The organism is Streptomyces roseoviridis, assembly GCF_039535235.1.
GTDB lineage: Bacteria > Actinomycetota > Actinomycetes > Streptomycetales > Streptomycetaceae > Streptomyces > Streptomyces roseoviridis.
In genome coordinates this window covers 1,490,199-1,516,710 of sequence record NZ_BAAAWU010000001.1, presented here as the reverse complement: position 1 = coordinate 1,516,710, position 26,512 = coordinate 1,490,199, and the positions used below count along the sequence as shown (strand labels likewise).

The following is a 26,512-nucleotide window of genomic DNA, read 5'->3' as shown; positions in this document are numbered from 1 at the left end:
CCTCGGTCCGCTTGATCACCCGATGAGATGAACGGGCTCCCCGCGGACGCGGTCTCACCCGTTCAGCTCATGCGCAGGGCGAGGAAGAAGTCGAGCTTGTCCTCCAGACGGGCCAGGTCCCGTCCGGTGAGCTGCTCGATCCGCCCGACCCGGTAGCGCAGCGTGTTCACGTGCAGGTGGAGGCGGGTGGCGCAGCGGGTCCAGGAGCCGTCGCAGTCGAGGAAGGCTTCCAGGGTGGGGATGAGCTCGGCGCGGTGGCGGCGGTCGTAGTCCTTGAGCGGGTCGAGCAGCCGCGCGGTGAAGGCGCGCCGCACGTCGTCGGGCACGAACGGCAGCAGCAGGACGTGGGAGGCCAGCTCGTGGTGTCCGGCGGCGCAGACCCGGCCGGGGCGGGCGGCGGCGACGCGGCGGGCGTGCCGGGCCTCTTCGAGGGCGCCGCGCAGACCCTCGGCGGAGTGGACGGCGGCGCTGACGCCGAGGGTGAGCCGGCCGTCGCCGTCGAGCCCGGCGGAGAGGGGGGCCCGGACGGAGGCGAGCAGGGTGTCGGCGTGCAGGCCGACGACGGCGGCGGGGACCTCGTCCTCGCTGTCGGGCAGCGGCGCGGTGGCGAGCGGGACGAGGGCGATGGCCTCGTCGCCGCTGTGGGCGACGGCGATGCGGTCGGCGGAGTCGGCCCCGGAGGTCGCCGGGTCGACGAGGATCTCCTCCAGGAGGGACTGGGCGATGGGGCCGGTGTCGACGGCGGTCTGACCGGGCTCCTGGTCCCATTCGACGCGGGCGACCACGACCTGCCAGTGCGGGGCGGTGCCGAGGCCGGGCAGGAGGACGGGGGCGGCGACGCGCAGGCGGGCGGCGATCTCGGCGGGCGCGGCGCCGGTCTGGACGAGCTCGAGGACTTCCTGGGCGAGCCGGCGGCGTACGGTGCGGGCGGCCTCGCGCCGGTCGCGCTCGACGGCGATGAGCTGGGTGACGCCCTGGAGCAGGTCGAGGCGGGCGGCGGGCCAGTCGCCGGCGTCGGCCTCGACGGCGAGCAGCCAGTCCGACAGGACGGTTTCGCGCACGTCGCGGGTGGCGGGGGCGGCACCGCGGCCGGTGTTGCGGATCGGGAACAGCGAGTAGGGCGATCCGGCGATCGTGAGGCGGTGCGGGCCGCGCCGTCCGGTGCGGGTGGCGGCCAGGTGCTCGCCGGCCAGGGTGGCGGCCAGGCCGGGTTCCAGGGGTTCTCCGGCACCGGCGATCTGGCGCCCGGTGGGGGACAGCACCCAGGCCCGCAGGTCGAGGTCGGAGCCGAGCAGGTCGAGGACGACCTCGGGGCCGCCGCCGGCGGGACCGGAGGTCATCAGGCGCCTGTGCCGGTCGACGACGGCGGCGAGGTCGCCGGCGCGCTCGCCGGAGACCTGTCGAACAACGTGCTCGGTGATCGTCGCGAACGCAACGGATTCGTTGACCGCGAACAGCGGCAGCCGGTGGCGAGAACACGCCTGTACGAGATCGTCGGGGATGTCGCCGAGCTCGGCCTCTCCGGCGGCGAGGGCGGCCACTCCGGCGGACGCGAGGATCCGGACGAAGGGTTCGGCGTCGGCGGGCTCCCGCAGCCAGGCGAGGCCGGTGAGGACCAGCTCACCGCCGGAGAGGTAGCGGCTGGGGTCCTTCAGGTCCGTCGTCATCACGCCCCGGACGGTGCGGTCCAGCTCGTCGTCGCCCCCGAGCAGGCGCAGCCCCAGCGCGTCGTTCTCCAGCAGTGCGCGCAGCCGCATGATGTCGCCGCCGTTCCTTTTCGTCAGGGGTGGATGGGTGTCGCGTTGTCGCCGGTGGCGTGGGGCCACCGTTTCCGGGGGGAAACAGTGAGGTGACTGTTTCCCGCCTTTCGTTCGAATCTACAAGACGAGGATGGCAGCCAGCCAACCGCTTCATGGTTTCTGTCACTGCACCCCGAGGTCGGGGGCCTTGTGTACTAGGCCACACACCACGTGAACAGCACATGAACTGCATGTCGAGGGCCGGCCGTCCCCTTTGGCCCGTACGAACGACACCCCCCTGATCACTAGAAGCACAAGAAGAGAGCCACCATGGACTTCCTTCGCCCCGCCAGCTGGGAGGAGGCGCTCGCCGCCAAGGCAGAGCACCCCACGGCCGTGCCCATCGCAGGCGGTACGGACATCATGGTCGAGATCAACTTCGACCACCGGCGTCCCGAGTACCTCCTGGACCTCAACCGGATCGAGCTGCTGCGCGAGTGGGAGGTCGGCGAGGAGAACGTCCGCCTCGGCGCCTCCGTCCCGTACACCCAGATCATGGAGAACCTGCGGGCCGAGCTCCCGGGTCTGGCGCTCGCCTCGCACACGGTCGCCTCCCCGCAGATCCGCAACCGCGGCGGCGTCGGCGGCAACCTGGGCACCGCCTCCCCGGCCGGCGACGCCCACCCCGCGCTCCTCGCGGCGGGCGCCGAGGTCGAGGTCGAGTCGGTGCGCGGCAGCCGGTTCATCCCCATCGACGAGTTCTACACGGGCGTGAAGCGCAACGCGCTGGAGCCCGACGAGCTCATCAAGACCGTCCACATCAAGAAGGCGGACGGCCCCCAGCAGTACTCCAAGGTCGGCACCCGCAACGCGATGGTGATCGCCGTGTGCGCCTTCGGCATCGCGCTGCACCCGGAGACCCGGACGGTGCGCACCGGCATCGGCTCCGCCGCGCCGACGCCGGTGCGGGCGACGGCCGCCGAGGAGTTCCTGAACGCGGCTCTCGAAGAGGGCGGCTTCTGGGAGAGCGGCAAGATCATCACTCCCTCGATCGCCAAGCAGTTCGCGGAACTCGCCTCCGGCGCCTGCAACCCGATCGACGACGTCCGAGGCACCGCCAAGTACCGCCGGCACGCGGTGGGCATCATGGCCCGCCGCACGCTGGGCTGGACCTGGGAGCAGTACCGCGGCACCGGCCGCACCCTTGAAGGAGCTGCATAACCATGCGCGTGAATTTCACGGTCAACGGTCGTCCGCAGGAAGCCGACGACGTCTGGGAGGGCGAGTCGCTCCTCTACGTTCTGCGTGAGCGCCTGGGTCTGCCCGGCTCCAAGAACGCCTGCGAGCAGGGCGAGTGCGGTTCCTGCACGGTCCGCCTCGACGGGGTGCCGGTCTGCTCGTGCCTGGTCGCCGCCGGCCAGGTCGAGGGCCGCGAGGTCGTCACCGTCGAGGGCCTTGCGGAGTACGCCAAGCAGCGCGAGGAGCACGGCCACGGCGGCTGCGCCTCCGGCGCCTGCGGCACCTCGCTCGACGAGGCCAAGCGGTGGGAGGCCAAGCCCGGCCAGGACTCGCAGACCGGCGAGGGCGTCGAACTGTCCCCGATCCAGCAGGCGTTCATCGACGCGGGCGCCGTCCAGTGCGGCTTCTGCACGCCCGGTCTGCTGGTCGCGGCCGACGAGATGCTGGAGCGCAACCCGTCCCCGTCGGACGCGGACATCCGCGAGGCGCTCTCCGGCAACCTCTGCCGCTGCACCGGTTACGAGAAGATCCTCGACGCGGTCCGCCTCGCGGCCGCTCGCCAGGAGCGCCAGGGAGAGGCGGTCTGACGATGGCTCAGAACACACGTACCGTACCGGCCGGCACGCCGACCAACGTCACCCAGAACCACACCAAGGGCGGCGTCGGCGAGTCCACCCTGCGCCCGGACGGCACCCTCAAGGTCACCGGCGAGTTCGCCTACTCCTCGGACATGTGGCACGAGGACATGCTGTGGGGCCAGGTCCTGCGGTCCACCGTCGCACACGCCGAGATCGTCTCCATCGACACCTCCGAGGCCCTCACGATGGACGGCGTCTACGCCGTCCTGACGCACGAGGACCTGCCGGCCGCCAAGAACTACGGCCTGGAGTTCCGCGACACCCCGGTGCTCGCCTACGGCAAGGTCCGTCACCACGGCGAGCCGGTGGCCCTCGTGGCCGCCGACCACCCGGAGACCGCGCGCCGCGCCGCCGCCAAGATCAAGGTCGAGTACCGGGAGCTCCCGGTCATCACGGACGAGGCCTCGGCCACCGCCCCCGACGCGATCCTGGTCCACGAGAACCGCGACGACCACCACGCCGCGTACGTCCCGCACCCGAACATCGTGCACCGCCAGCCGATCATCCGCGGCAACGCGGACGAGGCCGCCAAGCGCGCCGACGTGATCGTCAAGGGCGAGTACACCTTCGGCATGCAGGACCAGGCCTTCCTCGGCCCCGAGTCCGGCCTCGCGGTGCCGGCCGAGGACGGCGGCATCGACCTGTACGTCGCCACCCAGTGGCTGCACGCGGACCGCGAGCAGATCGCGCCCTGCCTCGGCCTGCCCCAGGACAAGGTCCGCATGACCATGGCCGGCATCGGTGGCGCCTTCGGCGGCCGCGAGGACATCTCCATGCAGATCCTCGCCTCGCTGCTCGCGCTGCGCACCGGCAAGCCGGTCAAGATGGTCTACAACCGGTACGAGTCCTTCTTCGGGCACGTCCACCGGCACCCGGCGAAGCTCTACTACGAGCACGGCGCCACCAGGGACGGCAAGATCACGCACATGAAGTGCAAGATCGTCCTGGACGGCGGCGCCTACGCCTCCTCGACGGTCTCCGTCGTCGGCAACGCCTCGTCGCTCTCGGTCGGCCCGTACGTCATCGACGACGTGGAGATCGAGGCGATCGGCCTCTACACCAACAACCCGCCCTGCGGCGCCATGCGCGGCTTCGGCGCGGTCCAGGCCTGCTTCGCCTACGAGGCCCAGATGGACAAGCTCGCGGCGAAGCTGGGCATGGACCCGGTGGAGTTCCGCCAGCTCAACGCCATGGAGCAGGGCACGATCATGCCCACCGGCCAGGTCGTGGACTCGCCGGCCCCGGTCGCCGAGCTGCTGCGCCGGGTCAAGGCCCGCCCGCTGCCGCCGGAGCGCCAGTGGGAGTCCGCCGGCGAGGGCGCGGACGTCCGCGCGCTGCCGGGCGGCCTGTCCAACACCACGCACGGCGAGGGCGTGGTGCGCGGTGTCGGCTACGCGGTCGGCATCAAGAACGTCGGCTTCTCCGAGGGCTTCGACGACTACTCCACCGCCCGCATCCGCATGGAGGTCATCAACGGCGAGGCCGTGGCCACCGTCCACACCGCCGCGGCGGAGGTCGGCCAGGGCGGCGTCACCATCCACGCGCAGATCGCCCGCACCGAGCTCGGTGTCCAGCAGGTCACCATCCACCCCGCCGACACGCAGGTGGGCTCGGCCGGTTCGACCTCCGCGGGCCGCCAGACGTACATGACCGGCGGCGCCATCAAGAACTCCTGCGCACTCGTCCGCGAGAAGGTGCTGGAGATCGGACGGCGCAAGTTCGGCTCGTACCACCCGGCGTGGGCCACGGCCGAACTGCTCCTGGAGGGCGGCAAGGTCGTCACCGACGGCGGCGAGGTCCTCGCGACCCTCGTGGACGTCCTCGGCGACGAGGCCGTGGAGGTCGAGGAGGAGTGGCGGCACCGCCCCACGCAGGCCTTCGACCGCGTCACCGGCCAGGGCAACGGCCACGTCCAGTACGCCTTCGCCGCGCACCGCGCGGTGGTGGAGGTCGACACCGAGCTCGGTCTCGTCAAGGTGATCGAACTGGCCTGCGCCCAGGACGTCGGCAAGGCGGTCAACCCCCTGTCCGTCATCGGCCAGATCCAGGGTGGCACCACCCAGGGCCTGGGCGTGGCGGTGATGGAGGAGATCATCGTCGACCCGAAGACCGCGAAGGTGAAGAACCCCTCCTTCACGGACTACCTGATCCCGACCATCCTCGACACGCCGACCATCCCGGTCGACTACATCGAGATGGCCGACCCCAACGCGCCGTACGGCGTGCGGGGCATCGGTGAGGCCCCGACCCTGTCGTCGACCCCGGCCGTCCTCGCGGCGATCCGGAACGCGACCGGGCTGGAACTCAACAAGACGCCGGTCCGCCCCGAGGCGCTCACCGGCACCCTGTAGGACCTCTCCGGACGGTGCGTGCCTCCCCGGAACGTCACACTTCCCCCGCCCGCACCGTCCGGAGACACCGCGGTATCCCACCACCACACAGAGCCGCACCACGCAGTACCGCAGTAACGCAGTACCGATTCACCCGTTCGTCTCGGGCCGTCCCCCGGGTCGTGCAGCCAACTTGATATCCCAAATCCCGCAATCCCCAACGCTTTCTGCGGGTGCCCCTTTGAACCTTGGGAGTAGGCCCCATGACCCAGTCGTCAGTGGAGCCCAAGACCACGGTCGAGGACGCGGGCAACGGCTCGCGCAACCCCGCCGGCAGGTCTTGGCTCGACCGGTACTTTCACATCTCGGAGAGAGGATCCACCGTCGCGACGGAGATCCGCGGCGGCGTCACCACCTTCATGGCGATGGCGTACATTCTCCTGCTCAACCCCCTGATCCTCTCCGGCAAGGATGTGGACGGCAACGTCCTCGGCCAGCCCGCGCTGATCACCGCCACGGCGCTGTGCGCGGCCGCCACGACCCTCCTGATGGGTTTCTGGGGCAAGGTCCCGCTGGCCCTCGCGGCCGGTCTCAGCGTCTCCGGCGTGATGGCCTCGCAGGTCGTCCCCGTCATGACCTGGCCGCAGGCCATGGGCATGTCGGTGGCCTACGGTGCCGTGATCTGCCTCCTGGTGGTCACCGGCCTCCGTGAGATGATCATGAACGCGATACCGCTCGCGCTCAAGCACGCCATCACCATCGGCATCGGTCTGTTCATCGCGATCATCGGCTTCGTGAAGGCCGGCTTCGTGCACGAGAACCCCGCCCCCGGCGGCGGCCCCGTGTCGCTCGGCCCGGCCGGCGAACTCCAGGGCTGGCCGGTCCTGATCTTCGCCGTCACCCTGCTGCTGATCTTCGCCCTGCAGGCCCGCAACATCCCCGGCGCCATCCTCATCGGCATCGTCGCCGGCACGATCGTCGCGGTCGTCCTCAACGCGGTCGCCGACATCCCGGGCAAGGCCTGGTTCTCCGGCGCGCCGGAGCTCGACGGCAGCGCGGTCTCCGCACCGGACTTCTCGCTCCTCGGCGACGTGTCCTTCAGCGGCTGGGGCGACGTCGGCTACATCACGATCACCATGATCGTCTTCACCCTGGTGCTGGCCGGCTTCTTCGACGCCATGGCCACCATCCTGGGCGTCGGCACCGAGGCGAAGCTCGCCGACGACAAGGGCCGCATGCCGGGCCTGTCCAAGGCCCTGTTCATCGACGGCGCCGGCGGCGTCATCGGCGGCGCGGGCGGTGCCTCCGGCCAGACCGTCTTCGTCGAGTCCGCCACGGGCGTCGGCGAGGGCGCCCGTACGGGTCTGGCCTCCGTGGTCACCGGCGGCTTCTTCGCCCTGTGCCTCTTCTTCACGCCGCTCACCGCGATCGTGCCGCAGGAGGTCGCCGCCGCGGCCCTGGTCGTCATCGGCTCGATGATGATGCAGAACGCCAAGCACGTCGACTGGAGCGACCGCTCCGTGGCGATCCCGGTGTTCCTCACCGTGGTCCTGATGCCCTTCACGTACACCATCACCACCGGTGTCGCGGCCGGCGTCATCTCCTACGCGGTCATCAAGACCGCGCAGGGCAAGGCGAGGGAGGTCGGAGCCTTCATGTGGGCCCTGACGGCCGTCTTCGTCGTCTACTTCGCGATCCATCCGATCGAGAGCTGGCTGGGCGTCGGCTGACGCACCTGACGCCGCCTCTCCACACATCACGAGGAGTTCGAGATGCTGGACATCGCCGAGGAGCTGCACCGGTGGGTCGAGCAGGGACGTGACTTCGCCGTCGCCACCGTGGTGGCCGTCGGCGGGAGCGCGCCCCGGCAGCCGGGAGCCGCGCTCGCCGTCGACAGCGACGGCACGGCGATCGGATCCGTCTCCGGCGGATGTGTGGAGGGCGCCGTCTACGAGCTGTGCCAACAGGCCATCGAAGACGGCCGCACGGTCGTCGAGCGCTTCGGCTACAGCGACGAGGACGCCTTCGCGGTCGGTCTGACCTGCGGCGGCGTCATCGACATCCTGGTCACCCCGGTCCGCGGCGGGGTCTACCCCGCCGCGCTGGCCGCCGCCGTCTCGAAGGAGGCGGCGGCCCTGGCCCGCATCGTGTCCGGCCCCGAGGAGCTGATGGGCCGGGCGCTCCTGGTCCGCCCCGACGGCTCGTACGAGGGCGGGCTCGGCGGCCACCCCGAGCTGGACCGCACCGCGGCCGGCGAGGCCCGCGCGATGCTGGACGCGGGCCGCACCGGCACCGTCGAGATCGGCGAGGACGGCAGCCGCTGCGGACAGCCGCTCACCCTCCTCGTGGAGTCCTCGGTCCCCGCCCCCCGCATGATCGTCTTCGGCGCGATCGACTTCGCGTCCGCGCTGGTCCGGGTCGGCAAGTTCCTCGGCTACCGCGTCACCGTCTGCGACGCCCGGCCCGTCTTCGCGACGAAGCCGCGCTTCCCCGACGCCGACGAGATCGTCGTCGAGTGGCCCCACCGCTACCTGGAGTCCCAGGCCGCCGCGGGCGAGGTCGACGGCCGCACCGTGCTCTGCGTCCTCACCCACGACGCCAAGTTCGACGTGCCCCTGCTCCGGACCGCACTGCGGCTGCCCGTCGCCTACATCGGCGCGATGGGCTCCCGCCGCACCCACGAGGACCGCAACGAGCGCCTGCGCGAGGTCGGCGTCACCGAACTCGAACTGGCCCGCCTGCGCTCCCCGATCGGCCTCGACCTCGGCGCCCGTACGCCGGAGGAGACGGCCCTGTCCATCGGCGCCGAGATCGTCGCCAACCGCCGCGGCGGCAGCGGCGTCTCCCTGACCGGTGCGCACACCCCGATCCACCACGACGGCCCGCACGCACCCGCCGGCCGCCGCATCGGCTCGGTGGCCTGACGGCCGCCCGGCACGGGCCCCGGCCTGCGGGCGCCCTCCGCCCACGGCACGGGCCCCGGCGGGCGGGCGCCCTCCGCCCGTCCTCGCCCGTCGGGCACTCCGGTCTCCCGGAGTGCCCGACGGGCTTTTCGCGTGCGGGCGTCACCCTCCGAGGCACGAGCGTGACCCTCCGAGGCGCGAGGCGCGAGGCGCGAGGCGCGAGGCGCGAGGCGCGAGGCGCGAGGCGTGAGGTGTGAGGCGTGCGGCGACGGTGCACGGGCACATCCGGGGGAGGTGTGCGAACGCACCCGGGGGCGGGGTGCCGGCCCTGCCCGGGGAGCGGGGCGGGCTCAGCCCTTGCGGAGTCCGCGCAGCAGCAGCTCGGCGAGCTGCTCGTACGCGGCCGCGTCGGCGAGGCCGGTCGCGGCGGCGACCTGGCGCCGCTGGATGCGGACCATCACGGAGGCGATGACGTCGGCCGCGAAGGTGACGTGCACCTCGCGGAAGACACCCGCCGTCACGGCTTCCTCGATCAGCTGCTGGACGCGGCCGGCAGCGGCGCGCGTGTTGCGCTCGTACACCTCGGCGGCCGGTTCGAAGGCCGCCACGTCGTCGAAGAACTCCCGCGAGACCGGGGCCAGTTCGGCCGAGACGGCCCGCAGGTAGGCGGCCAGCCGCTCGGCCGGGTCGGTCTCGGCGGCGAGGACCGACTCGACGCGGACGGTGGCGCGCCGGAAGAAGTGGACGACGGCGGCCCGGACGAGCTGCTCCTTGCTGCCCGCGAGGCCGTAGAGGGTGCGCTTGGAGCAGTGCAGCCGGGCGGCGAGGTCGTCGAGGGTCAGCTGGGCGAAGCCCTCGTCGACCAGGAGCGCCACCAGTTCCTCGAAGAGCTCGGAGCGCCGGGCGGCACCCCGGCCGGTGAGCCGGGGCGCGTCGGCGGCGGAGGTCTCGATCACCCGAACAGTATGCCGGGTCGACCCGTTCGGGGGGTTACGCGGGCCCTCTTCTGCGCTACGCTAACCGGTACTGCGGTACCCTTCGCAGTACCGTTTCGTTCTCGCAGCACCGACTGCGTCGTGATGGAGTCGCCATGGATGTCGACCGCCTGCTTCCCACCCCCGAGGCAGCGGACCTCATCGCTCTCGTGCGGGAGATCGCCGACAAGGAGCTCGCCCCCCGCGCCGACGAGCACGAGGCCGCCGAGACCTATCCGGAAGGCCTGTTCGCGACCCTCGGCGAGGCCGGGCTGCTCGGTCTCGCCTATCCCGAGGAGCTCGGCGGCGGAGGCCAGCCCTACGAGGTCTACCTCCAGGTCCTCGAAGAGCTCGCCGCCCGCTGGGCCGCCGTCGCCGTCGCCACCAGCGTCCACACGCTCGCCTGCCACCCGCTGTACGCCTTCGGCACCCCGGAGCAGAAGGAGCGCTGGCTGCCGGACATGCTGGAGGGCCGGCTGATCGGCGGCTACAGCCTCTCCGAGCCGCAGGCCGGCTCCGACGCCGCCGCGCTCGCCTGCAAGGCGGAGCTGACCGAGGACGGCGCCGCCTACCGGGTCACCGGCACCAAGGCGTGGATCACCCACGGCGGCCGGGCCGGCTTCTACGCCCTGTTCGCCCGCACCGCCCCCGGCAGCCACGGCATCTCCTGCTTCCTCGCCCCCGGCGCCGCCGAGGGCCTGAGCTTCGGCAGACCCGAGCGCAAGATGGGCCTCCAGGCGGTCCCCACCACCTCCGCCTTCTGGGACGGCGCGCTCGTCGGGGCCGACCGGCGCATCGGCGCCGAGGGACAGGGCCTCCAGATCGCCTTCAGCGCCCTCGACAACGGCCGCCTCGGCATCGCCGCCTGCGCGACCGGACTCGCCCAGGCCGCCCTGAGCGCCGCCGTCGCGTACGCCAACGAGCGCACCACCTTCGGCCGGAAGATCATCGACCACCAGGGCCTCGGCTTCCTGCTCGCCGACATGGCCGCCGCCGTCGACACGGCCCGCGCCACCTACCTGGACGCGGCGCGCCGCCGCGACCTCGGCCGCCCCTTCAGCCGGCAGGCCAGCGTGGCGAAGCTGATCGCCACCGACACGGCCATGAAGGTCACCACGGACGCGGTGCAGGTGCTCGGCGGCTACGGCTACACGCGTGACTTCCCGGTCGAGCGCTACATGCGCGAGGCGAAGATCATGCAGATCTTCGAGGGCACCAACCAGATCCAGCGGCTGGTCATCAGCCGCGGCCTGACCGCCGCCTGACGCGGCCCGGCCGGGGCCCGACCGGTGTGCGGCCGCCCGGCCCGGGCCTTCGCCCGGCCGCGGCGGGACACCCGCGGCCAGGAGCCCGGATGCCGGAGCCCGGAGCCGGGAGCCAGGAGTTGGGAGCCCGAGCCCGGAGCCGGGAGCCGGGCGTCAGGAGCCCGGCGTCCCGCGTCCGGGAAGGGAAGCAGGAGTCCACCCATGAGGCGGCCCGGAGGCGGGCCGCAGGTTCGTACGAGGAGTTCCATGGACATCGCAGGTTCCGCCGCGCTCGTCACCGGGGCCGCTTCCGGGCTCGGGGCCGCCACCGCCGCCGCGCTCGCCGCGAAGGGGGCCACCGTCTACGGCCTCGACCTCGACAAGGCCGTCGCCGGGGCCGAGGTCCCCGCCGACGGCGTCACCCTGATCGCGGCCGACGTCACCGACGAGGAGCAGGTACGGGCCGCGCTCGCCCGCGCCGAGGAGGACGGGGCCGTGCTGCGGCTCGCCGTCAACTGTGCCGGGATCGCGCCCTCCGCGCGGATCCTCGGCCGCAAGGGGCCGCACGACCTGGCCCTGTTCCGCACGGTCCTGGACGTCAACCTGGTCGGCACCTTCAACGTGATGCGGCTCGCCGCCGAGGTCATCGCGAAGCAGGAGGCCGACGGGAACGGGCAGCGCGGGCTGGTCGTCAACACCGCCTCCATCGCCGCCTTCGAGGGCCAGGTCGGCCAGATCGCGTACGCCGCGTCCAAGGCCGGCGTCGCCGGGATGACCATCACCGCCGCCCGCGACCTCGCCCAGTTCGGCATCCGGGTGGTCACCGTCGCCCCCGGTATCGTCGACACCCCGATGATGGCCGGGTTCTCCGAGGAGATCCGGGCCGGGCTCGCCGCCGGAGTCACCTTCCCGCAGCGGCTCGCCCGCCCCGAGGAGTACGCCCGTCTCGTCACCATGATCGCCGAGCACGACTACCTCAACGGGGAGACCATCCGGATGGACGGCGCCCTGCGCATGGCCGCCCGCTGAGCCTTCGTACCCCTCTGACCTGGTGCTTGGCACCAAGTGCCGCCGCACGAGGGATCCGAGTGCTAGGTTCGGGACATGAGCACGAACCCCGCCAAGCCCTCGATGCGTGACTCCCTCGTCGCGGCGGCCTTCCAGCTCTTCCTGGAGCGCGGCTACGAGCAGACGACGATCGACGACATCGTCAGGACGGCCGGGGTCGGCCGCCGCTCCTTCTTCCGCTACTTCCCCTCCAAGGAGGACGTGGTCTTCCCCGACCACGAGCAGAGCCTGGCCGACATGACGGCCTTCCTCGCCGCGAGCGAGGACTCCGACGACCCGCTGGTCCGGGTCTGCGAGGCCACCCGGCTCGTGATGCGGATGTACGCCGAGAACCCGACCTTCTCCGTCCAGCGCTACCGCCTCACCCGCGAGGTGACCGGACTGCGGACGTACGAGCTCTCCGTCGTCTGGCGGTACGAGAAGACCCTCGGCGACTATCTCCGCACCCGCTTCGCCGACCGCCGGGACGGCACCCTGCGGGCCAACGTCGTGGCCGCCGCCGTCGTCGCGGCCCACAACCACGCCCTGCGCCACTGGCTGCGCTCGGGCGGCCAGGGCGACCCGCTGGCGGAGGTCGACCGGGCCCTCGCGTTCGTCCGGGAGACCTGGAGCCCGGACGCCGGTCCGGCCGGCCCGGCGGGGGAGCAGGAGACCGACGACGTGGTGGTGGTGATCGCCAAGCGCTCCACCCCGATGTGGCGGGTGGTGCGCGAGGTCGAGGCGAGCCTGGGAGACAGCTGAGAGGACACGGAGGGGTCTCAGTATCGTCAATTGAGGGAACTCAGGTCTTTATTTGCTGGCACTCAGTGCCATATCTTTTCTCTATGCACGGTTGAGCCGCCGAGTGCAAGGAGAAGCATCGTGTTCCCCACCGGATCCGGATCCACGGGCCTGCGGAACGGGACCAGCGTCCTGGCCGACGAGTCGGCCGCCGAGCCCGAGCTCTACTTCCAGCGCTGCCGCTGGTGCCACACCACCACCTTCCAGCGCCTGCTCTGCCCGACCTGCGGGTCGACGGACCTCGCCCCCGAACTCAGCGCCGGAGAAGGCGTGATCTCCGTCCGGCGGGCCTTCACCGCCGCCCAGGCGGACCTCTGGCCGGTGCACATGGCCGAGGGCTTCGTCGTGCGCTGCCGGGTCGACGGGCCGCCGCACGCGGTGCGTCCGGGAGCCCGGGTGAGGCTCGCCCACCACGGTGCCGGCGCCGACCGCAGGCCGGTCGTCCGGCTCTGCGAGGAGGTCGCGCTCGACGGCTGGTTCTGAGGGACGGACGGCAACGACGAGAGGGGCGGGTGGCACAGAGTGCCACCCGCCCCTCTCGTTCCGGTGGGGGATCAGCGGGCGCCGATCTCCTCCGTCAGCTGCGGCAGCACCTCGAAGAGGTCACCGACCACGCCGTAGTCGACCAGGTCGAAGATCGGGGCCTCCGGGTCCTTGTTGACCGCGACGATGGTCTTCGAGGTCTGCATGCCGGCCCGGTGCTGGATCGCGCCGGAGATGCCCGCCGCGATGTACAGCTGCGGCGAGACCTGCTTGCCGGTCTGGCCGACCTGGTTGGAGTGCGGGTACCAGCCCGCGTCCACCGCGGCGCGCGAGGCGCCGACGGCCGCGCCGAGCGAGTCGGCCAGCTTCTCGACGACCTCGAAGCCCTCGGCCGCGCCGACGCCGCGGCCGCCCGAGACCACGATCGCCGACTCGGTCAGCTCCGGGCGGCCGGTGGAGACCCTCGGGGTGCGCGAGACGACCGTGGCGGCGTTGCCCGAGAAGGCGACCGACACGTTCTCCACCGTGCCCGCGGCCGGAGCGGCCTCGGGGGCAGCCGAGTTCGGCTTGACGGTGATGACCGGCACACCGTGCGAGACGGCCGACTTCACCTGGTACGAGGCGGCGAACACCGACTGGGTGGCGACCGGGCCGTTCTCGCCGGCCTCCAGCTCGACGGCGTCGGTGATCAGGCCGGAGCCCAGGCGCAGCGCCACGCGCGCCGCGACCTCCTTGCCCTCGCCCGAGGACGTCACCAGAACGGCGGCGACACCCTTGTCCTTGGCGATCTGGGTCAGTGCGTCGACCTTCGGCACGACCAGCCGCTCGCCGAACTCGGCGCCGTCCGCGACGTACACGGTCGCCGCGCCGTACTCGCCGGCCGTCGCGGCGATCGAGGCCGCGGCCTCACCGGCGCCGAGGACGACCGCCGAGGGCTCGCCGAGCCGGCGGGCCAGGGTGAGCAGTTCGAGGGCCGGCTTGCGGACCGCACCGTCGGCGTGGTCCACGAGAACCAGGATCTCAGCCATGATTCCTTGCTCCTGAGGGGTGGTGACGGTGGGTCAGATGAACTTCTGGGCGGAGAGGAACGCGGCGAGCTGCTTGCCGCCCTCGCCCTCGTCCGTGACGATCGTGCCCTGCGTACGGGCCGGGCGGGCCGCGACCGACTCGACGAGGGTCCAGGAACCCGCGAGGCCGACCTCGTCGGCGTCGATGCCGAGGTCGTCCAGGTCCAGCTCCTCGACCGGCTTCTTCTTGGCGGCCATGATCCCCTTGAAGGAGGGGTAGCGGGCCTCGCCCGACTGGTCGGTGACCGACACCACGGCCGGCAGCGGCGCCTGGAGCTGCTCGCTGGCGGCGTCGCCGTCCCGGCGGCCCTTCACGGTGCCGTCCTCCACCGAGACCTCGGACAGCAGCGTCATCTGCGGCAGGCCCAGCCGTTCCGCCAGCAGCGCGGGCAGCACGCCCATGGTGCCGTCCGTCGAGGCCATGCCGCACACGACCAGGTCGAAGCCGGTCCGCTCCAGGGCCTTGGCCAGGATGGCCGAGGTGCCGATGACGTCCGTGCCGTGGATGTCCTCGTCGTTGACGTGCACCGCCTTGTCGGCGCCCATCGACAGCGCCTTGCGCAGCGCGTCCTTGGCGTCGTCCGGGCCCACCGTCACGACGGTGACCTCGGCGTCGTCCGCCTCCTCGGAGATGCGCAGGGCCTGCTCGACCGCGTACTCGTCGAGCTCCGAGAGCAGGCCGTCCACGGCCTCGCGGTCGGTGGTCAGATCGTCGGCGAAACCGCGGTCGCCGGTGGCGTCGGGAACGTACTTCACACAGACAGCGATCTTCAGGGTCACGGCCTGTCTCCTTTCGACGGGCAGGTGGTTACGGGAGGTTGCGGGCCATGACGATGCGCTGGACCTGGTTGGTGCCTTCGTAGATCTGGGTGATCTTGGCGTCGCGCATCATGCGCTCGACGGGGTAGTCGCGGGTGTAGCCGTAGCCGCCGAGGAGCTGGACGGCGTCGGTGGTGACCTCCATGGCGACGTCGGAGGCGAAGCACTTGGCGGCGGCGCCGAAGAAGGTCAGGTCGCCGTCGACGCGTTCGGACTTGGCGGCGGCGGCGTAGGTGAGCTGGCGGGCGGCTTCGAGCTTCATGGCCATGTCGGCGAGCATGAACTGCACGCCCTGGAAGTCGGCGATGGGCTTGCCGAACTGCTTGCGCTCGGTGACGTAGCCCTTGGCGTAGTCGAGGGCGCCCTGGGCGATGCCGATGGCCTGGGCGGCGATGGTGATGCGGGTGTGGTCGAGGGTCTTCATCGCGGTGGCGAAGCCGGTGCCCTCGGCGCCGATCATGCGGTCGGCGGGGATGCGGACGTTGTCGAGGTAGACCTCGCGGGTCGGGGAGCCCTTGATGCCGAGCTTCTTCTCCGGGGCGCCGAAGGACACGCCCTCGTCGTCCTTCTCCACGACGAAGGCGCTGATGCCCTTGGACCGCTTCTCGGGGTCGGTGACGGCCATCACGGTGTAGTACTGCGACACGCCGGCGTTGGTGATCCACCGCTTGACGCCGTTGAGGATCCAGTGGTCGCCGTCGCGCACGGCGCGGGTCTTCATCCCGGCCGCGTCGGAGCCGGCGTCCGGCTCGGACAGGCAGTAGGAGAACATCGCGTCGCCCTTGGCCAGCGGGCCGAGGTACTTCTTCTTCAGCTCCTCCGAGCCGGACAGGATCACCGGCAGCGAGCCCAGCTTGTTCACGGCCGGGATCAGCGAGGAGGAACCGCAGGCACGGGCGACCTCCTCGATCACGATCACCGTGGCCAGCGCGTCCGCGCCCGCGCCGCCGTAGGTCTCCGGCACGTGCACCGCGTGCAGGTCGGCCGCGACCAGCGCCTCCAGGGCCTCCTGGGGGAACCGGCCCTCCTCGTCCACCGCCGCGGCGAACGGCGCGATCTTCGCCTCCGCCAGCGCACGGACCGTCTCACGGAGCATGTCGTGCTCCTCCGACGGGCGATACAGGTCGAAGTCCTTGGCCATGGTCTGGGGCTCCCCTAGCAATGCGTGCGGCACTTTTGGCACTGTCTTGGCACTGAGTACCCTCAGCAAAGCACACTCAGTACCACGATGCTAGTGGCTCCCGCGTGGCCCCGGTGACAGGGGCGGCGGGAAGGCACCGCCGCCCCCGCCGGGCGCGTGCCTACGATGAGCGCATGCCGGAACGCCAGACCCACGAGCGGACGCCAGGGCCCGCCGAACTCGGCGCCGCGGCGGCGGTCTTCGCGCTGCTCGCCGACCCCACCCGCCTCCAGCTCGTCTGGCTGCTCACCAGGGGCGAGGCCGATGTGAGCGCGCTGACGCAGGCGTGCGGAGCCTCCCGACCGGCGGTCAGCCAGCACCTGGCCAAGCTGCGGATCGGCGGTCTGGTGCAGTCCCGGCGGGACGGGCGCCGGGTCGTGTACGCGATGCCGGACGGGCACCTCAAGCGCCTGGTGGTCGAGGCGATCAGCCGGGCCGACCACGAGGTGAGCGGAGAGCCCTGGCACGACTGAGGCCGGATTCCCGCCTCTCCGCGACCGTCAACATGTGCGCAATCGTGCACACGTCCGCTACCGTGGAACCGTGCTGTCCGTGCTGCGCCAGCCCGCCTTCCGGCGCCTGTTCACCGCCCAGGTCGTCGCCCTCCTCGGCACCGGCCTCGCGACCGTCGCCCTCGCGCTGCTGGCCCACGACCTCGCCGGCTCCGACGCCACGGCCGTCCTGGGCACCGCCCTCGCCCTGAAGATGGCGGCCTACGTCACCGTCGCGCCGCTCGCCGGCGCCCTGGCCGGCCGGATCTCCCGGCGCGCGCTCCTCGTCTCGGCGGACCTGGTCCGCGCCTGCGCCGCCCTCGCCCTCCCCTTCGTGCACGAGGTATGGCACGTCTACGCCCTGATCGTGCTGCTCCAGGCCGCCTCCGCCGCCTTCACCCCCGTCCTCCAGGCCACGGTCCCCGACGTGCTGCCCGGCGAACGCCCCTACACCGAGGCGCTGTCCCTCTCCCGACTCGCCCACGACCTGGAAAGCCTCGCCTCCCCGGCCCTCGCCGCCCTGCTCCTGATCGTCGTCCCCTACCCCTGGCTCTTCACAGGCACGGCGACCGGCTTCCTGGCCTCGGCGGCACTCGTGCTGTCCGCGGCCCTGCCGGGTGCGCGGCCACCGGCGCGCGCCGGCCGGGGGGAGGAGGACTCGGGTTCGGGTGCGGGTGCGGGCAGGGGCTCGGCTTCGGGTTCGGGTGCGGGCAGGCGTTCGCAGTCCGGTCCGGGCGCGGGCAGGGGCTCGGAGTGCGGTCCGGTCGGGGGCTCCGGCCGGGGCTTCGGGGACCGCTCCGGGCCCCGGCCCCGGACCCGGGTGCTCACCCGGCTCCGCCCACCGGGCCGTACGGGTGCGGGCGCCGGTGCCGCCTTCGGGGTCCGGCCGTTCCTCGCCACCCCGCGGCTGCGGGCCCTGCTCGCCCTCGACCTGGCCGTGGCCGCGGCCGGCGCCATGGTCCTGGTCGGCACCGTCGCCCTCGTCCGCGACACCCTGGGCCGCCCGCAGGGCGACGTGCCGCTCGCCCTCGGCGCGTACGGCGCGGGCTCCATGGCCGTCGCGCTGCTGCTGCCCCGTGTGCTGGACCGGGTCGACGACCGGCGCGTCATGCTGGCCGGCGCCTTCGCGCTGCCCGTGCTCCTTGGCGCGCTCGCCCTCGGGCTCGCCGCCCCGGCCGGGGCCGTCCCGCCGTGGCCGGGGCTGCTCGTCGTCTGGCTGCTCACCGGAGCCGCGACCTCCGCGGTGCTCACCCCCTCCGGCCGGGTGCTGCGCCGCTCGGCGGGCCCGGCGGACCTGCCCGCCGTCTTCGCCGCCCACTTCTCCCTCGCGCACGCCTGCTGGCTGCTCACCTATCCGCTGGCCGGCCTGCTCATCGCCCGTACGGGACCGGCGCTCCCGGCGGCGCTCCTCGGCACGCTCGCGCTGGCGGGCGCCCTCGCCGCGGCCCGCCTGTGGCCCCGGGCGGATCCGGTCGCCCTGCCGCACGACCATCCGGAGCTGCCGGCCGGGCACCCTCATCTGGCCGGGGTCCCCGGCGCCACCGGGGCCGCAGGGGGGCACGCCCACCCGTTCCGCATCGACGCCCTGCACCGCCACTGGCCGACGACGGCCCCGTAGCAACGCCGAACGGCGGCGGGCCGGGGCCCACCGCCGTTCGACGTGTGCGTGCTGCCGCTTCCTTCAGCCGGTCGGTCAGACCGCCGGAGCCGGGAAGGTCGGGTACTCGACACCGGAGACGTGCTGGACGACCCGGATGACCTGGCAGGAGTAGCCGAACTCGTTGTCGTACCAGAGGTACAGGATCGCGTTGTCGCCGTCGACCTTGGTCGCACCGGCGTCGACGATCGAGGCGTGGCGCGAGCCGACGAAGTCCATCGAGACCGCGTCGGGAGCCGTCGTGAAGTCGATCTGGCGCTTCAGCGGCGAGTGCAGCGAGACGTCGCGGAGGTACTCGAGGACCTCGTCACGGGTGGTCTCGCGGCCCAGGCGCAGGCTCAGGATCGCGATCGAGACGTCCGGGACGGGGACGCGGATCGAGCTGCCGGTGATCGGCGCCTTCAGGTCGGGCAGCGCCTTGGCCACGGCGGAGGCGGCACCCGTCTCCGTGATGACCATGTTGAGCGGCGCGGAACGGCCGCGGCGGTCCGCCTTGTGGTAGTTGTCCAGCAGGTTCTGGTCGTTCGTGAACGAGTGGACGGTCTCCACGTGACCGCGCAGCACGCCGAACTCGTCGTCCATCGCCTTCAGCGGGGGAACGATCGCGTTCGTGGTGCAGGACGCGCAGGACAGGACCCGCTCGTCCGGCTTGATCGTGTCGTGGTTGACGCCGTGCACGATGTTCGGCACGTCGCCCTTGCCGGGCGCCGTCAGGACGACCTTGTCGATGCCCGGGCGCAGGTGCTTCGACAGACCCTCGCGGTCGCGCCACTTGCCCGTGTTGTCGATGAGGATGGCGTTCTCGATGCCGTACGCCGTGTAGTCGACCTCGGACGGGTCGTTGGCGTAGATCACCTTGATCGTGTTGCCGTTGGCGACGATCGTGCCGTTGGCCTCGTCGACGGTGATGGTGCCCTGGAACTGGCCGTGGATGGAGTCACGGCGCAGCAGCGAGGCGCGCTTCACCAGGTCCTGCTCGCCGCCGCCGCGCACGACGATGGCGCGCAGCCGCAGGCCGTTGCCGGAACCGGCCTTCTCGATCAGCAGGCGGGCGACGAGCCGGCCGATGCGGCCGAAGCCGTACAGGACGACGTCGCGGCCGTCACGCCGCTCGATCTTGTTGGCCCCGGTGGCACCCGCGACGGCCTCGGCGGTGAACTCCGCGACCGAGAGGCCGCGGTTGTCCGTCTTGTACTCCGCGGCGAGCATGCCGATGTCGATCTGGGACGGGCCCAGGTCGAGGGTGGTGAGCGTCTCCAGGAACGGCAGGGTCTCGGTGACCGAGAGCTCCTCGCCGGCGATCTGGCGGGCGAATCGGTGGGTCTTGAGAATGCTGACCACCGACTTGTTCACCAGGGAGCGGCTGTGAACGAGGACCGTGACGTCCTGCTCTCGGTGCAGCTTCCCGATGATCGGAATCATGGACTCCGCGATCTCCTCGCGGTTCTTCCAGTTTGTGAACGAGTCCTCGTTGACAGTCACAGTGCATCTTTCGAGCTAGGCGGTGCTCATATGCTAACCCGACCGTTTTCGCGGGCGGCAGGGGGGTCCCGTGTGGTTCCGGACACGGGGCGCGGTTTTTGGACACGGGGAGGGCGTCGGGGCGGGTTCACGGCAGCGGCTTCCGTACCGGGCGGACCTGACGCCCTGTCACCGTCGGTCCCGGGCGGACGGACGGGGCCGGGGGACGGTCAGGGCGGGGTCAGGGGTTGACCAGGTCCTGGTCAAGGGCGGACGGGAGATTCCCCGATCGGGCCGAACCGCCCGTGCCCGCCTGGCACCCTTGCCGTCGTGACGTACGTGGTGACCGTGGAGACGTGCATACCCGACGACGCCCCCGACCTCGACGAACTGGGCCGGGTGGGGGCCGTCGTCCTCATCGAGCGGGGTTTCGGCTCCGTGGCCGGGGCCGAAGGACCCGACGGCGTGGAGGTCGACGTCTTCGACGTCGCCGTCGTGGCCCACCCGAGAGGCGCCGAACTCACCCTGACCGTGGCGGCCCCGACCCTCGAAGCCGCCGAGGACGCCGTGGGGGCCGTGGCCCAGGAGATCCTGGACCGCAGCGAGCCGCTGGCCGCGTGGGTGGTGGTCAACAGCGAGGTCAGACTCCAGCCCGACCGGGCCCGGGCGAGCCTGGAAGCCGCCGACGGGCCGGACGCGCCGCCCGCCGACCCCGCCGCCCGCCGGGCCCTGCACGCCGCGGCTGCCGCAGCCGCTGCCGCCCGCGCCGCCCGCGCCGCCCGCGCCGGCAGCGGCGCGAGCGGGGCCGGTGAGGGCGACGAGCACGGCGGCGGGGGGCACGGGGGCGCCGGGGATCCGGGGGGCCTCGAAGACCTCGGGGGAGCCGGGGTGGCCGGGGAAGCCGGGGACGACGAGGTATGGGCCGACGTCGTCGAGGAGAGCACCGACCCGGAGGCCGGGATCCGGGCCATGGCCGTACGGCTGCGCTCCTTCGACCCGGCCGTCTTCGGCGCGAGCCCCGACACCGCCGAACTGGCCGCGGGCGCCCTCGTCCACGGCGCGGAGGTCCTCATCGACGAGTTGTACGACGACGTGCTGGCCCTCGCCGAGGAGGACACCCACGTCGCCGCCTGTCAGGGACACCTCTGGCACCTGGACCGGCTGCCCGACCGGCACGCGGACCGCTACGACGAGCTGTTCGCCCGCCGGTTCCTGGTCACCGCCGTCGCGCTCACGACCCGGTTCACCGACGGCGGCTTCCGCCGGCTCGGCTGCCCCGCCGAAGAGCTCGTCCTGCGCTTCCTGCTGGAACAGGCCCATGTGGCCCTCGACCTGTACGGCCTCCTGGACGACGACGTGGCGGCCGCCCTCGACCGCTTCCTCACCCACGTCCGCGCCGACACCGGCCGGGAACCGGTGCCCGTGGGCTTCGGTGCCTGGTTCACCCCGTACGGGGAGGACCGGTACGTCCACCCGTACGCCGCCGACATCCCGGCGGAGGAGACGGAGGGGGCGTAGGGCGGCCGGGCAAGGGGCCGGACAGGATCCGCTGCCGGTCCGGAGCCGGTCCGGAGCCGGGCAAGGAGCCGGTCCGGCCCCGGTTCACGCGGCATAGGATCGGCCGGAGACGGCGGGGGACCGACCCGGCGGCGGCCGAAGGCGCGGAGGAGAGACAGTGTTCGTCAAGGTGTGCGGGCTCGCCACGACCGCCGACATCGACGTGGCCGCCGAGGCCGGGGCAGACGCGATCGGCCTGGTGATCAGCGGGACCAGCGTCCGCGGCCTGGACCGCGACGTGGCCGCGCGGCTCGCCGCCCACGCCCGCTCCCACACCCCCGCGCACGTGCTGTGCGTCCTCGTCGTCAACGACACGCCCGCCGAGGAGGCGGCCCGGCTCGCCCGCGAGCTGGACGTCGACGCCCTCCAGCTCCACGGCCCGTACACCGGGACCGACTTCGAGCGGGCCGCCCGCGTCTTCCCGCGCCTGTGGCGGGCCACCTCCCTGAAGGAGCGCCCCGACACCCGCGTCGGCGCCCTCGGCGAGGAGGTCCTCCTGCTCGACTCGCCCCGCGCCGGCTCCGGCGCCCGCTGGGACCTGTCCCTCCTGGACGGCGCCCGCCCCGACGGCGCCTGGCTCCTGGCGGGCGGGCTGGCCCCCGAGAACGTCGCCGAGGCGATCGACCGGGCCCGGCCCTGGGGCGTCGACGTCTCCAGCGGCGTCGAGTCCGCGCCCGGGGTCAAGGACCACGACCGCGTCCGCGCCTTCGTCGCCGCGGCGAAGGCGACCGGGGCCGCGACGGCCGCGGTGACGGATCCGGCCGTGGTGACGGCTCCGTCCGAGGTGACGGCTCCCGCGGCGAAGGCGGCCGGCGCGGAGGACTGAGCCGCGCCCGTTGTCGGGCCCTCGTTGTCAGACCCTCCCGCTAGCGTCACACCGGACCGATCCGTACGCGCTCCAGGAGGACACCCGTGGACATCCTGCTCATCGCCGGACTCTGGCTCGACGGCTCCGCGTGGGACGACGTCGCCTCCGAGCTCACGGCCCTCGGCCACCGTCCCGTGGCGCTCACCCTGCCGGGGCAGGGCGACGGCGACTCCGCCGCCACCCTGGACGACCAGCGGACCGCGGTCGTCGCCGCCGTGGACGCGGCGCCCGGCAGGCCGCTGGTGGTGGGACACTCGGCCGCGGCCGGTCTGGCCTGGCTGGCCGCCGACGCCCGGCCCGAGAAGGTGGCGAAGACCGTCCTGATCGGCGGCTTCCCGGCCGCCGACGGGAGCGCCTACGCCGACCTCTTCCCGATCGAGGACGGCGTCATGCCCTTCCCGGGCTGGGGGCCCTTCGAGGGGCCGGATGCCGCCGACCTCGACGCCGAGGCCCGGCAGCGGCTGGCGACCGCCGCCGTCCCCGTCCCCGAGGCCGTCGCCAGAGGGACGGTGCGGCTTCGCGACGAGCGCCGCTTCGACGTGCCGGTGCTGCTCGTGTGCCCCGAGTTCACCCCGGCCCAGGCGAAGGAGTGGATCGCCGGCGGCGAGAGCCCCGAGCTCGCCCGCGTGCGGGACCTCGCCTACGCGGACCTCGACTCCGGCCACTGGCCGATGACCACCCGCCCCCGCGAACTCGCCCGCCTCCTGGCCGAGGCGGCGGAGCGCGGCCAGGAGGCGGTCACGCCCCCAGGCGACCGGTGATCCCGGGACGTGCCGGTACGAGCCGTCGGGGACGAGGCCGCGGTCGGCGGGGGTCTCGGTCGTCGCCGAGAAACCGAGCCACGGGCCTCTCGCCCGGGTGGGCCGCCGGCCGGGTGCCGGTGCTCGCCGTGCCGTTGTTCCCGGCCGGGACGGTGACGGTCTGTCCGTACGCGTCAGTGCCGCCGCTCAGGTGGATGGTGCCGCCGGGGAAGACGCGGGAGATGGCGGAGAGGGGGAGAGGCGGGAGGAACGGCGCTCGCGGCTCGTGCGCGGGGGTCCGGGTCCGACGGTTCGGACAGGGGCCTTTCGCCGGGCGCGGTACCGTCCTTGACTCCTAGGGGGTGGCGGGCGGGAGGGAGCGGTCGCGGAAGGCGCGTTCGTCGGCGTCCGCGAGCCAGAACCAGAGCGGCGGGAAGGCCAGTTCCATCGCTGTCAGTACGATCTGGAACCAGTGCGGCCAGCCGTGTACGGCCACGGAGAGCAGGCGTCCCAGGCCGCCGAGCAGGAAGACCGCGGCGAGCCAGCGCACCACGCGCGCGGGGACGGGGCTCTGGCGCACGGCCCACAGCCAGACCAGGCCGTAGCCGGCGAAGATCGCGCCGAGGAAGCGGCCCAGGCTGTCGACGGTCGGGCCCGCGTCGGCCTCGCCGGGGATGGCGGCGTTGCCGCCGAGCACGTGGAGCAGCCCGATCGCCACGCACGCGAGGCCCATCGTCCACGCGAACACCCGGAGCGTCTTGTCCATGACTCACACCTCGGCTTAGTTGACATGTGTCTACTAAAATGCAGCCTAGGGCCCGCTGGTAGACACATGTCAAGTAGTCTGCGGGTGTGCCGCCCCGCCGACGTCTGTCCCCCGCCGACCGCCGCGCCCACCTGCTCGCCGTCGGCGCCGAGCTCTTCGCCGCAGCGCCGTACGAGAACGTGCTGATGGAGGACGTCGCCGAACGGGCGGGCGTGTCCCGCGCCCTGCTCTACCGGCACTTCCCGAGCAAGCACGCCCTCTTCGCGGCGGTTTACAAGGAGGCGGCCGACCGGCTGCTCGCCGCCACCCGCCTCGATCCCGAGGCGACCTTCGTCGAACAGCTCGCACAGGGCCTCGACGCCCATCTCGACTACTTCGTCGCGAACCGCCACGCCGTCCTGGCCGCGAACCGGGTGCTGGCGGGAGACCCCGTCATTCAGACGATCATGACCGACGAACTCGACGCCCTGCGCGCCCGGTTGCTCGGCGTGCTGCCGCTCGCCGACGACCGCACCCGCGAGGCCGTTTCCGCGGCGCTGAAGGCATGGCTGGTCTTCGTCCAGGTGCTGTGCGTGGACTGGCTCACCCACGAGAACTGCGAGCGCGCGGAGCTGCGCGACGCCTGCATCGGCGCCGCGGTCGGCGCCCTCCGCCCCCTCCTCCCCGTGGACCCGGCCCCCGACTGGCCCGACGAGGACCGCAGGAGCGGATTCGAGCGCGGCGGGTGATCCCCGCCGCTGTTCGACGACGAGGCCGAGGCGTTCCTCGGCGCGGTCTACCGGCGCGCCGACGCGTTCCTGTTCGGCCGGCGGACGTACCAGGTCTTCGTCGGGTCCTGGGGGTCGGGCGCCCGTCGTCGTGGGCCAGGGCGCGCGACTGTTCCCCGGCTCCGGCCCTGACGCGGCGCTCGGCCTGATCGACGCGCGAACCACCCCGAAGGGCCTGACGATCCACGTCTGCCGGCCCACCGGCCGCCCGCGGTACGCGACGGCCACGCCGGTCCGGGACGCGTGAGGGACAGGGCCCCGCGTCCCGGGGCCCTGTCCCTCACGGTCCGGTGGGCCTGCGCCGTGCTGCTCAGACGGAGGTCACCCGCAGGATGACCGCGCCGCCGATGATCGACGCGAAGGAGAGCAGGCGGGCGAGGGTGATCTTCTCCTTGAAGAGGATCGCGCCGAAGGCGACGGTGCCGACCCCGCCGATGCCCGTCCACAGGGTGTAGCCGACCGAGACGTCGAGGTCGAGCAGGGCCAGGGACAGGGTGTAGATGCCGCCGGCGGCGGCGAGCAGGGTCAGCACGCTGGGCCACAGGCGGGTGAAGCCCTGAGTGGCGTTGGTGCCGAGGGCGAAGACGATCTCGAAGACGATGGCGATGCCGAGGAACACCCAGGTCATGGGAGGCGACTCTCTCTGTGAGGGGGGAGTGGGGCGGGCTGTGGCGCTCGGGTGCGGTGGTCAGACCGCTGCTCGGTCCCCGGCGCTCCGCGCGGCCTTCGCCGCGGCGGCCTTGTCGGTGATCCGCAGCGCCGTGCCGCCGCCGATGATCAGGACGAAGGCGACGACCTTCCAGACCGTCATGGGCTCGTCGTACAGGAGCGTGCCGAAGACGACGGTGCCGACGCCGCCGATGCCCGCCCAGACCGTGTAGCCGACGCCCACGTCCACGTACCGCAGGGCGCGGGAGAGCGTGTAGATGCCGGCGGCGGCCGCGGCGGTGGTCAGCAGGGACGGGCCGAGGCGGGTGAAGGCGTGGGTGGCCTCGGTGGAGAGCGCGAAGGTGATCTCGAACAGGGAGGAGAAGAGCAGCCACGCCCAGCCGACGTTCTGGTTGTCCCTCCGGCCCTGGCCCTGGCCCTGGCCCCGGCCCCGGCCCCGGACCTGGCCCTGACCCCGGCCCTGCTCCGAAGGGACTCCTGCTGCTGCGACCTCGGTGGACATGAAGAAGACCCCCAACATGATTGCTTGTACGTGCAAGTTCTTGTCGCCGAGGAGCTTGCATGGTCATATAACCTGTTGTCAAACACCTTGAAAGGACGGGCCGATGGACGACCCCGCCGTCTGGGAGCGCGTGCTCACCGTGCACGCACGGGTGGAGCGCGAGCTCGCCGCCGCCCTGCAGCGCCGCCACGGCATCGGCCTCTCGGAGTACCGGGCCCTGGAGAACCTCGCCGCCTCGCCCGACGACGAGCTGCGCATGCAGGAGCTCGCGGACCGGATCGGCCTCAACCAGTCCTCGGTCACCCGCCTGGTCGACCGGCTCAAGGGCGCCGGTTACGCCTTCAAGGACCTCTGCCCCTCCGACCGGCGCGGTGTCTACGCCGTGATCACCGCCGAGGGCCGCGGCCGCTACGAGGACGCCCGCGGCACGTACGCCGACGTCCTCTCCGGCACCCTCGACGCCCTCGGCGCCGAGCCCGAACTCGCCGCCACCGTCGCCGCACTGCGCGCCGGCCGCGGCGCCGGAGCGCGTTAGCGGGACGCCAGCGGAACGACAAGGGCGTGCCGCAG

Annotated in this window: 25 protein-coding genes; 16 read left to right on the top strand and 9 right to left on the bottom strand. The window is 72.6% G+C overall.

Annotated features, from left to right (window positions below):
* Positions 1-62: 62 nt before the first annotated feature.
* Positions 63-1,757: a PucR family transcriptional regulator gene (locus ABD954_RS06885; protein WP_345484894.1), complete on the bottom strand. Its 1,695-nt coding sequence runs from the start codon at positions 1,755-1,757 to the stop codon at positions 63-65.
* Between the two features lie 312 nt (positions 1,758-2,069).
* On the opposite strand from ABD954_RS06885, the gene ABD954_RS06880 reads away from it, so the two are divergent.
* From ABD954_RS06880 to ABD954_RS06860, 5 genes are all read left to right on the top strand, one after another.
* Entirely contained in the window at positions 2,070-2,960 is an 891-nt protein-coding gene (locus ABD954_RS06880; protein WP_345484893.1) for an FAD binding domain-containing protein, read from the top strand.
* Between the two features lie 2 nt (positions 2,961-2,962).
* Entirely contained in the window at positions 2,963-3,565 is a 603-nt protein-coding gene (locus tag ABD954_RS06875; protein ID WP_345484892.1) for a (2Fe-2S)-binding protein, read from the top strand.
* Positions 3,566-3,567: 2 nt separating this feature from the next.
* On the top strand, positions 3,568-5,967 hold the full coding sequence (locus ABD954_RS06870) for a xanthine dehydrogenase family protein molybdopterin-binding subunit (protein WP_345484891.1): 2,400 nt from the start codon (positions 3,568-3,570) through the stop codon (positions 5,965-5,967).
* A 242-nt stretch (positions 5,968-6,209) separates the two neighbouring features.
* Positions 6,210-7,676 carry an NCS2 family permease gene (locus ABD954_RS06865; protein WP_345484890.1) on the top strand — a complete coding sequence of 489 codons (1,467 nt, stop codon included), beginning with the start codon at positions 6,210-6,212 and terminating at the stop codon, positions 7,674-7,676.
* A 42-nt stretch (positions 7,677-7,718) separates the two neighbouring features.
* On the top strand, positions 7,719-8,870 hold the full coding sequence (locus ABD954_RS06860; RefSeq protein WP_345484889.1) for an XdhC family protein: 1,152 nt from the start codon (positions 7,719-7,721) through the stop codon (positions 8,868-8,870).
* 329 nt (positions 8,871-9,199) lie between these two features.
* Here the strand turns inward: ABD954_RS06860 and ABD954_RS06855 are convergent, their stop codons facing one another.
* Entirely contained in the window at positions 9,200-9,805 is a 606-nt protein-coding gene (locus ABD954_RS06855) for a TetR/AcrR family transcriptional regulator (protein WP_345484888.1), read from the bottom strand.
* A 134-nt stretch (positions 9,806-9,939) separates the two neighbouring features.
* Here ABD954_RS06855 and ABD954_RS06850 point away from each other — a divergent pair, with 134 nt between their 5' ends.
* The 4 genes from ABD954_RS06850 (at position 9,940) to ABD954_RS06835 (ending at position 13,398) form a co-directional block, all read left to right on the top strand.
* Positions 9,940-11,088: an acyl-CoA dehydrogenase family protein gene (locus ABD954_RS06850; RefSeq protein ID WP_345484887.1), complete on the top strand. Its 1,149-nt coding sequence runs from the start codon at positions 9,940-9,942 to the stop codon at positions 11,086-11,088.
* Positions 11,089-11,334: 246 nt separating this feature from the next.
* A complete protein-coding gene (locus tag ABD954_RS06845) occupies positions 11,335-12,096 on the top strand; it encodes an SDR family NAD(P)-dependent oxidoreductase (RefSeq protein WP_345484886.1) in 762 nt (253 codons plus the stop codon).
* A 75-nt stretch (positions 12,097-12,171) separates the two neighbouring features.
* Complete coding sequence (locus tag ABD954_RS06840; protein WP_345484885.1) at positions 12,172-12,876, top strand: TetR/AcrR family transcriptional regulator; 705 nt, start codon at positions 12,172-12,174, stop codon at positions 12,874-12,876.
* Positions 12,877-12,996: 120 nt separating this feature from the next.
* Positions 12,997-13,398: a Zn-ribbon domain-containing OB-fold protein gene (locus ABD954_RS06835; RefSeq protein WP_345484884.1), complete on the top strand. Its 402-nt coding sequence runs from the start codon at positions 12,997-12,999 to the stop codon at positions 13,396-13,398.
* Positions 13,399-13,469: 71 nt separating this feature from the next.
* On the opposite strand, the gene ABD954_RS06830 is transcribed toward ABD954_RS06835, so the two are convergent.
* Genes ABD954_RS06830 through ABD954_RS06820 form a run of 3 tightly spaced genes read right to left on the bottom strand, consistent with a single transcriptional unit; the run spans position 13,470 to position 16,425 of the window.
* Positions 13,470-14,426 (bottom strand): electron transfer flavoprotein subunit alpha/FixB family protein, encoded by a 957-nt coding sequence (locus ABD954_RS06830; RefSeq protein WP_345484883.1) that lies wholly within the window; start codon positions 14,424-14,426, stop codon positions 13,470-13,472.
* Positions 14,427-14,459: 33 nt separating this feature from the next.
* Entirely contained in the window at positions 14,460-15,245 is a 786-nt protein-coding gene (locus ABD954_RS06825; protein WP_345484882.1) for an electron transfer flavoprotein subunit beta/FixA family protein, read from the bottom strand.
* Between the two features lie 28 nt (positions 15,246-15,273).
* Positions 15,274-16,425 carry an acyl-CoA dehydrogenase family protein gene (locus ABD954_RS06820; protein WP_345484881.1) on the bottom strand — a complete coding sequence of 384 codons (1,152 nt, stop codon included), beginning with the start codon at positions 16,423-16,425 and terminating at the stop codon, positions 15,274-15,276.
* Positions 16,426-16,598: 173 nt separating this feature from the next.
* On the opposite strand from ABD954_RS06820, the gene ABD954_RS06815 reads away from it, so the two are divergent.
* Positions 16,599-16,937, top strand: coding sequence for an ArsR/SmtB family transcription factor (locus tag ABD954_RS06815; protein ID WP_345484880.1), 339 nt, complete (start codon positions 16,599-16,601; stop codon positions 16,935-16,937).
* A 70-nt stretch (positions 16,938-17,007) separates the two neighbouring features.
* Positions 17,008-18,573 (top strand): MFS transporter, encoded by a 1,566-nt coding sequence (locus ABD954_RS06810; protein WP_345484879.1) that lies wholly within the window; start codon positions 17,008-17,010, stop codon positions 18,571-18,573.
* Positions 18,574-18,648: 75 nt separating this feature from the next.
* Here ABD954_RS06810 and ABD954_RS06805 read toward each other — a convergent pair whose 3' ends face one another.
* Positions 18,649-20,094, bottom strand: a complete 1,446-nt coding sequence (locus ABD954_RS06805) for a glyceraldehyde-3-phosphate dehydrogenase (RefSeq protein WP_345484878.1) — start codon at positions 20,092-20,094, stop codon at positions 18,649-18,651.
* Positions 20,095-20,403: 309 nt separating this feature from the next.
* On the opposite strand from ABD954_RS06805, the gene ABD954_RS06800 reads away from it, so the two are divergent.
* The 3 genes from ABD954_RS06800 to ABD954_RS06790 all read left to right on the top strand — a co-directional run bounded on the left by ABD954_RS06800 (position 20,404) and on the right by ABD954_RS06790 (position 23,259).
* Complete coding sequence (locus tag ABD954_RS06800) at positions 20,404-21,591, top strand: hypothetical protein (RefSeq protein ID WP_345484877.1); 1,188 nt, start codon at positions 20,404-20,406, stop codon at positions 21,589-21,591.
* Positions 21,592-21,748: 157 nt separating this feature from the next.
* Positions 21,749-22,456, top strand: coding sequence for a phosphoribosylanthranilate isomerase (locus ABD954_RS06795; protein ID WP_345484876.1), 708 nt, complete (start codon positions 21,749-21,751; stop codon positions 22,454-22,456).
* Between the two features lie 86 nt (positions 22,457-22,542).
* Positions 22,543-23,259: an alpha/beta fold hydrolase gene (locus ABD954_RS06790; RefSeq protein ID WP_345484875.1), complete on the top strand. Its 717-nt coding sequence runs from the start codon at positions 22,543-22,545 to the stop codon at positions 23,257-23,259.
* Positions 23,260-23,593: 334 nt separating this feature from the next.
* On the opposite strand, the gene ABD954_RS06785 is transcribed toward ABD954_RS06790, so the two are convergent.
* Positions 23,594-24,004 carry a DUF4345 domain-containing protein gene (locus ABD954_RS06785; RefSeq protein ID WP_345484874.1) on the bottom strand — a complete coding sequence of 137 codons (411 nt, stop codon included), beginning with the start codon at positions 24,002-24,004 and terminating at the stop codon, positions 23,594-23,596.
* Between the two features lie 86 nt (positions 24,005-24,090).
* Here ABD954_RS06785 and ABD954_RS06780 point away from each other — a divergent pair, with 86 nt between their 5' ends.
* Positions 24,091-24,732: a TetR/AcrR family transcriptional regulator gene (locus tag ABD954_RS06780; protein ID WP_345484873.1), complete on the top strand. Its 642-nt coding sequence runs from the start codon at positions 24,091-24,093 to the stop codon at positions 24,730-24,732.
* A gap of 349 nt (positions 24,733-25,081) precedes the next feature.
* Here ABD954_RS06780 and ABD954_RS06775 read toward each other — a convergent pair whose 3' ends face one another.
* Together ABD954_RS06775 and ABD954_RS06770 are read right to left on the bottom strand one after the other, a co-directional pair.
* Positions 25,082-25,399, bottom strand: coding sequence for a DMT family transporter (locus ABD954_RS06775; RefSeq protein ID WP_345484872.1), 318 nt, complete (start codon positions 25,397-25,399; stop codon positions 25,082-25,084).
* Between the two features lie 60 nt (positions 25,400-25,459).
* Complete coding sequence (locus tag ABD954_RS06770; RefSeq protein WP_345484871.1) at positions 25,460-25,942, bottom strand: DMT family transporter; 483 nt, start codon at positions 25,940-25,942, stop codon at positions 25,460-25,462.
* A 103-nt stretch (positions 25,943-26,045) separates the two neighbouring features.
* On the opposite strand from ABD954_RS06770, the gene ABD954_RS06765 reads away from it, so the two are divergent.
* Complete coding sequence (locus ABD954_RS06765; protein ID WP_345484870.1) at positions 26,046-26,477, top strand: MarR family winged helix-turn-helix transcriptional regulator; 432 nt, start codon at positions 26,046-26,048, stop codon at positions 26,475-26,477.
* The last annotated feature ends 35 nt before the right edge of the window (positions 26,478-26,512 follow it).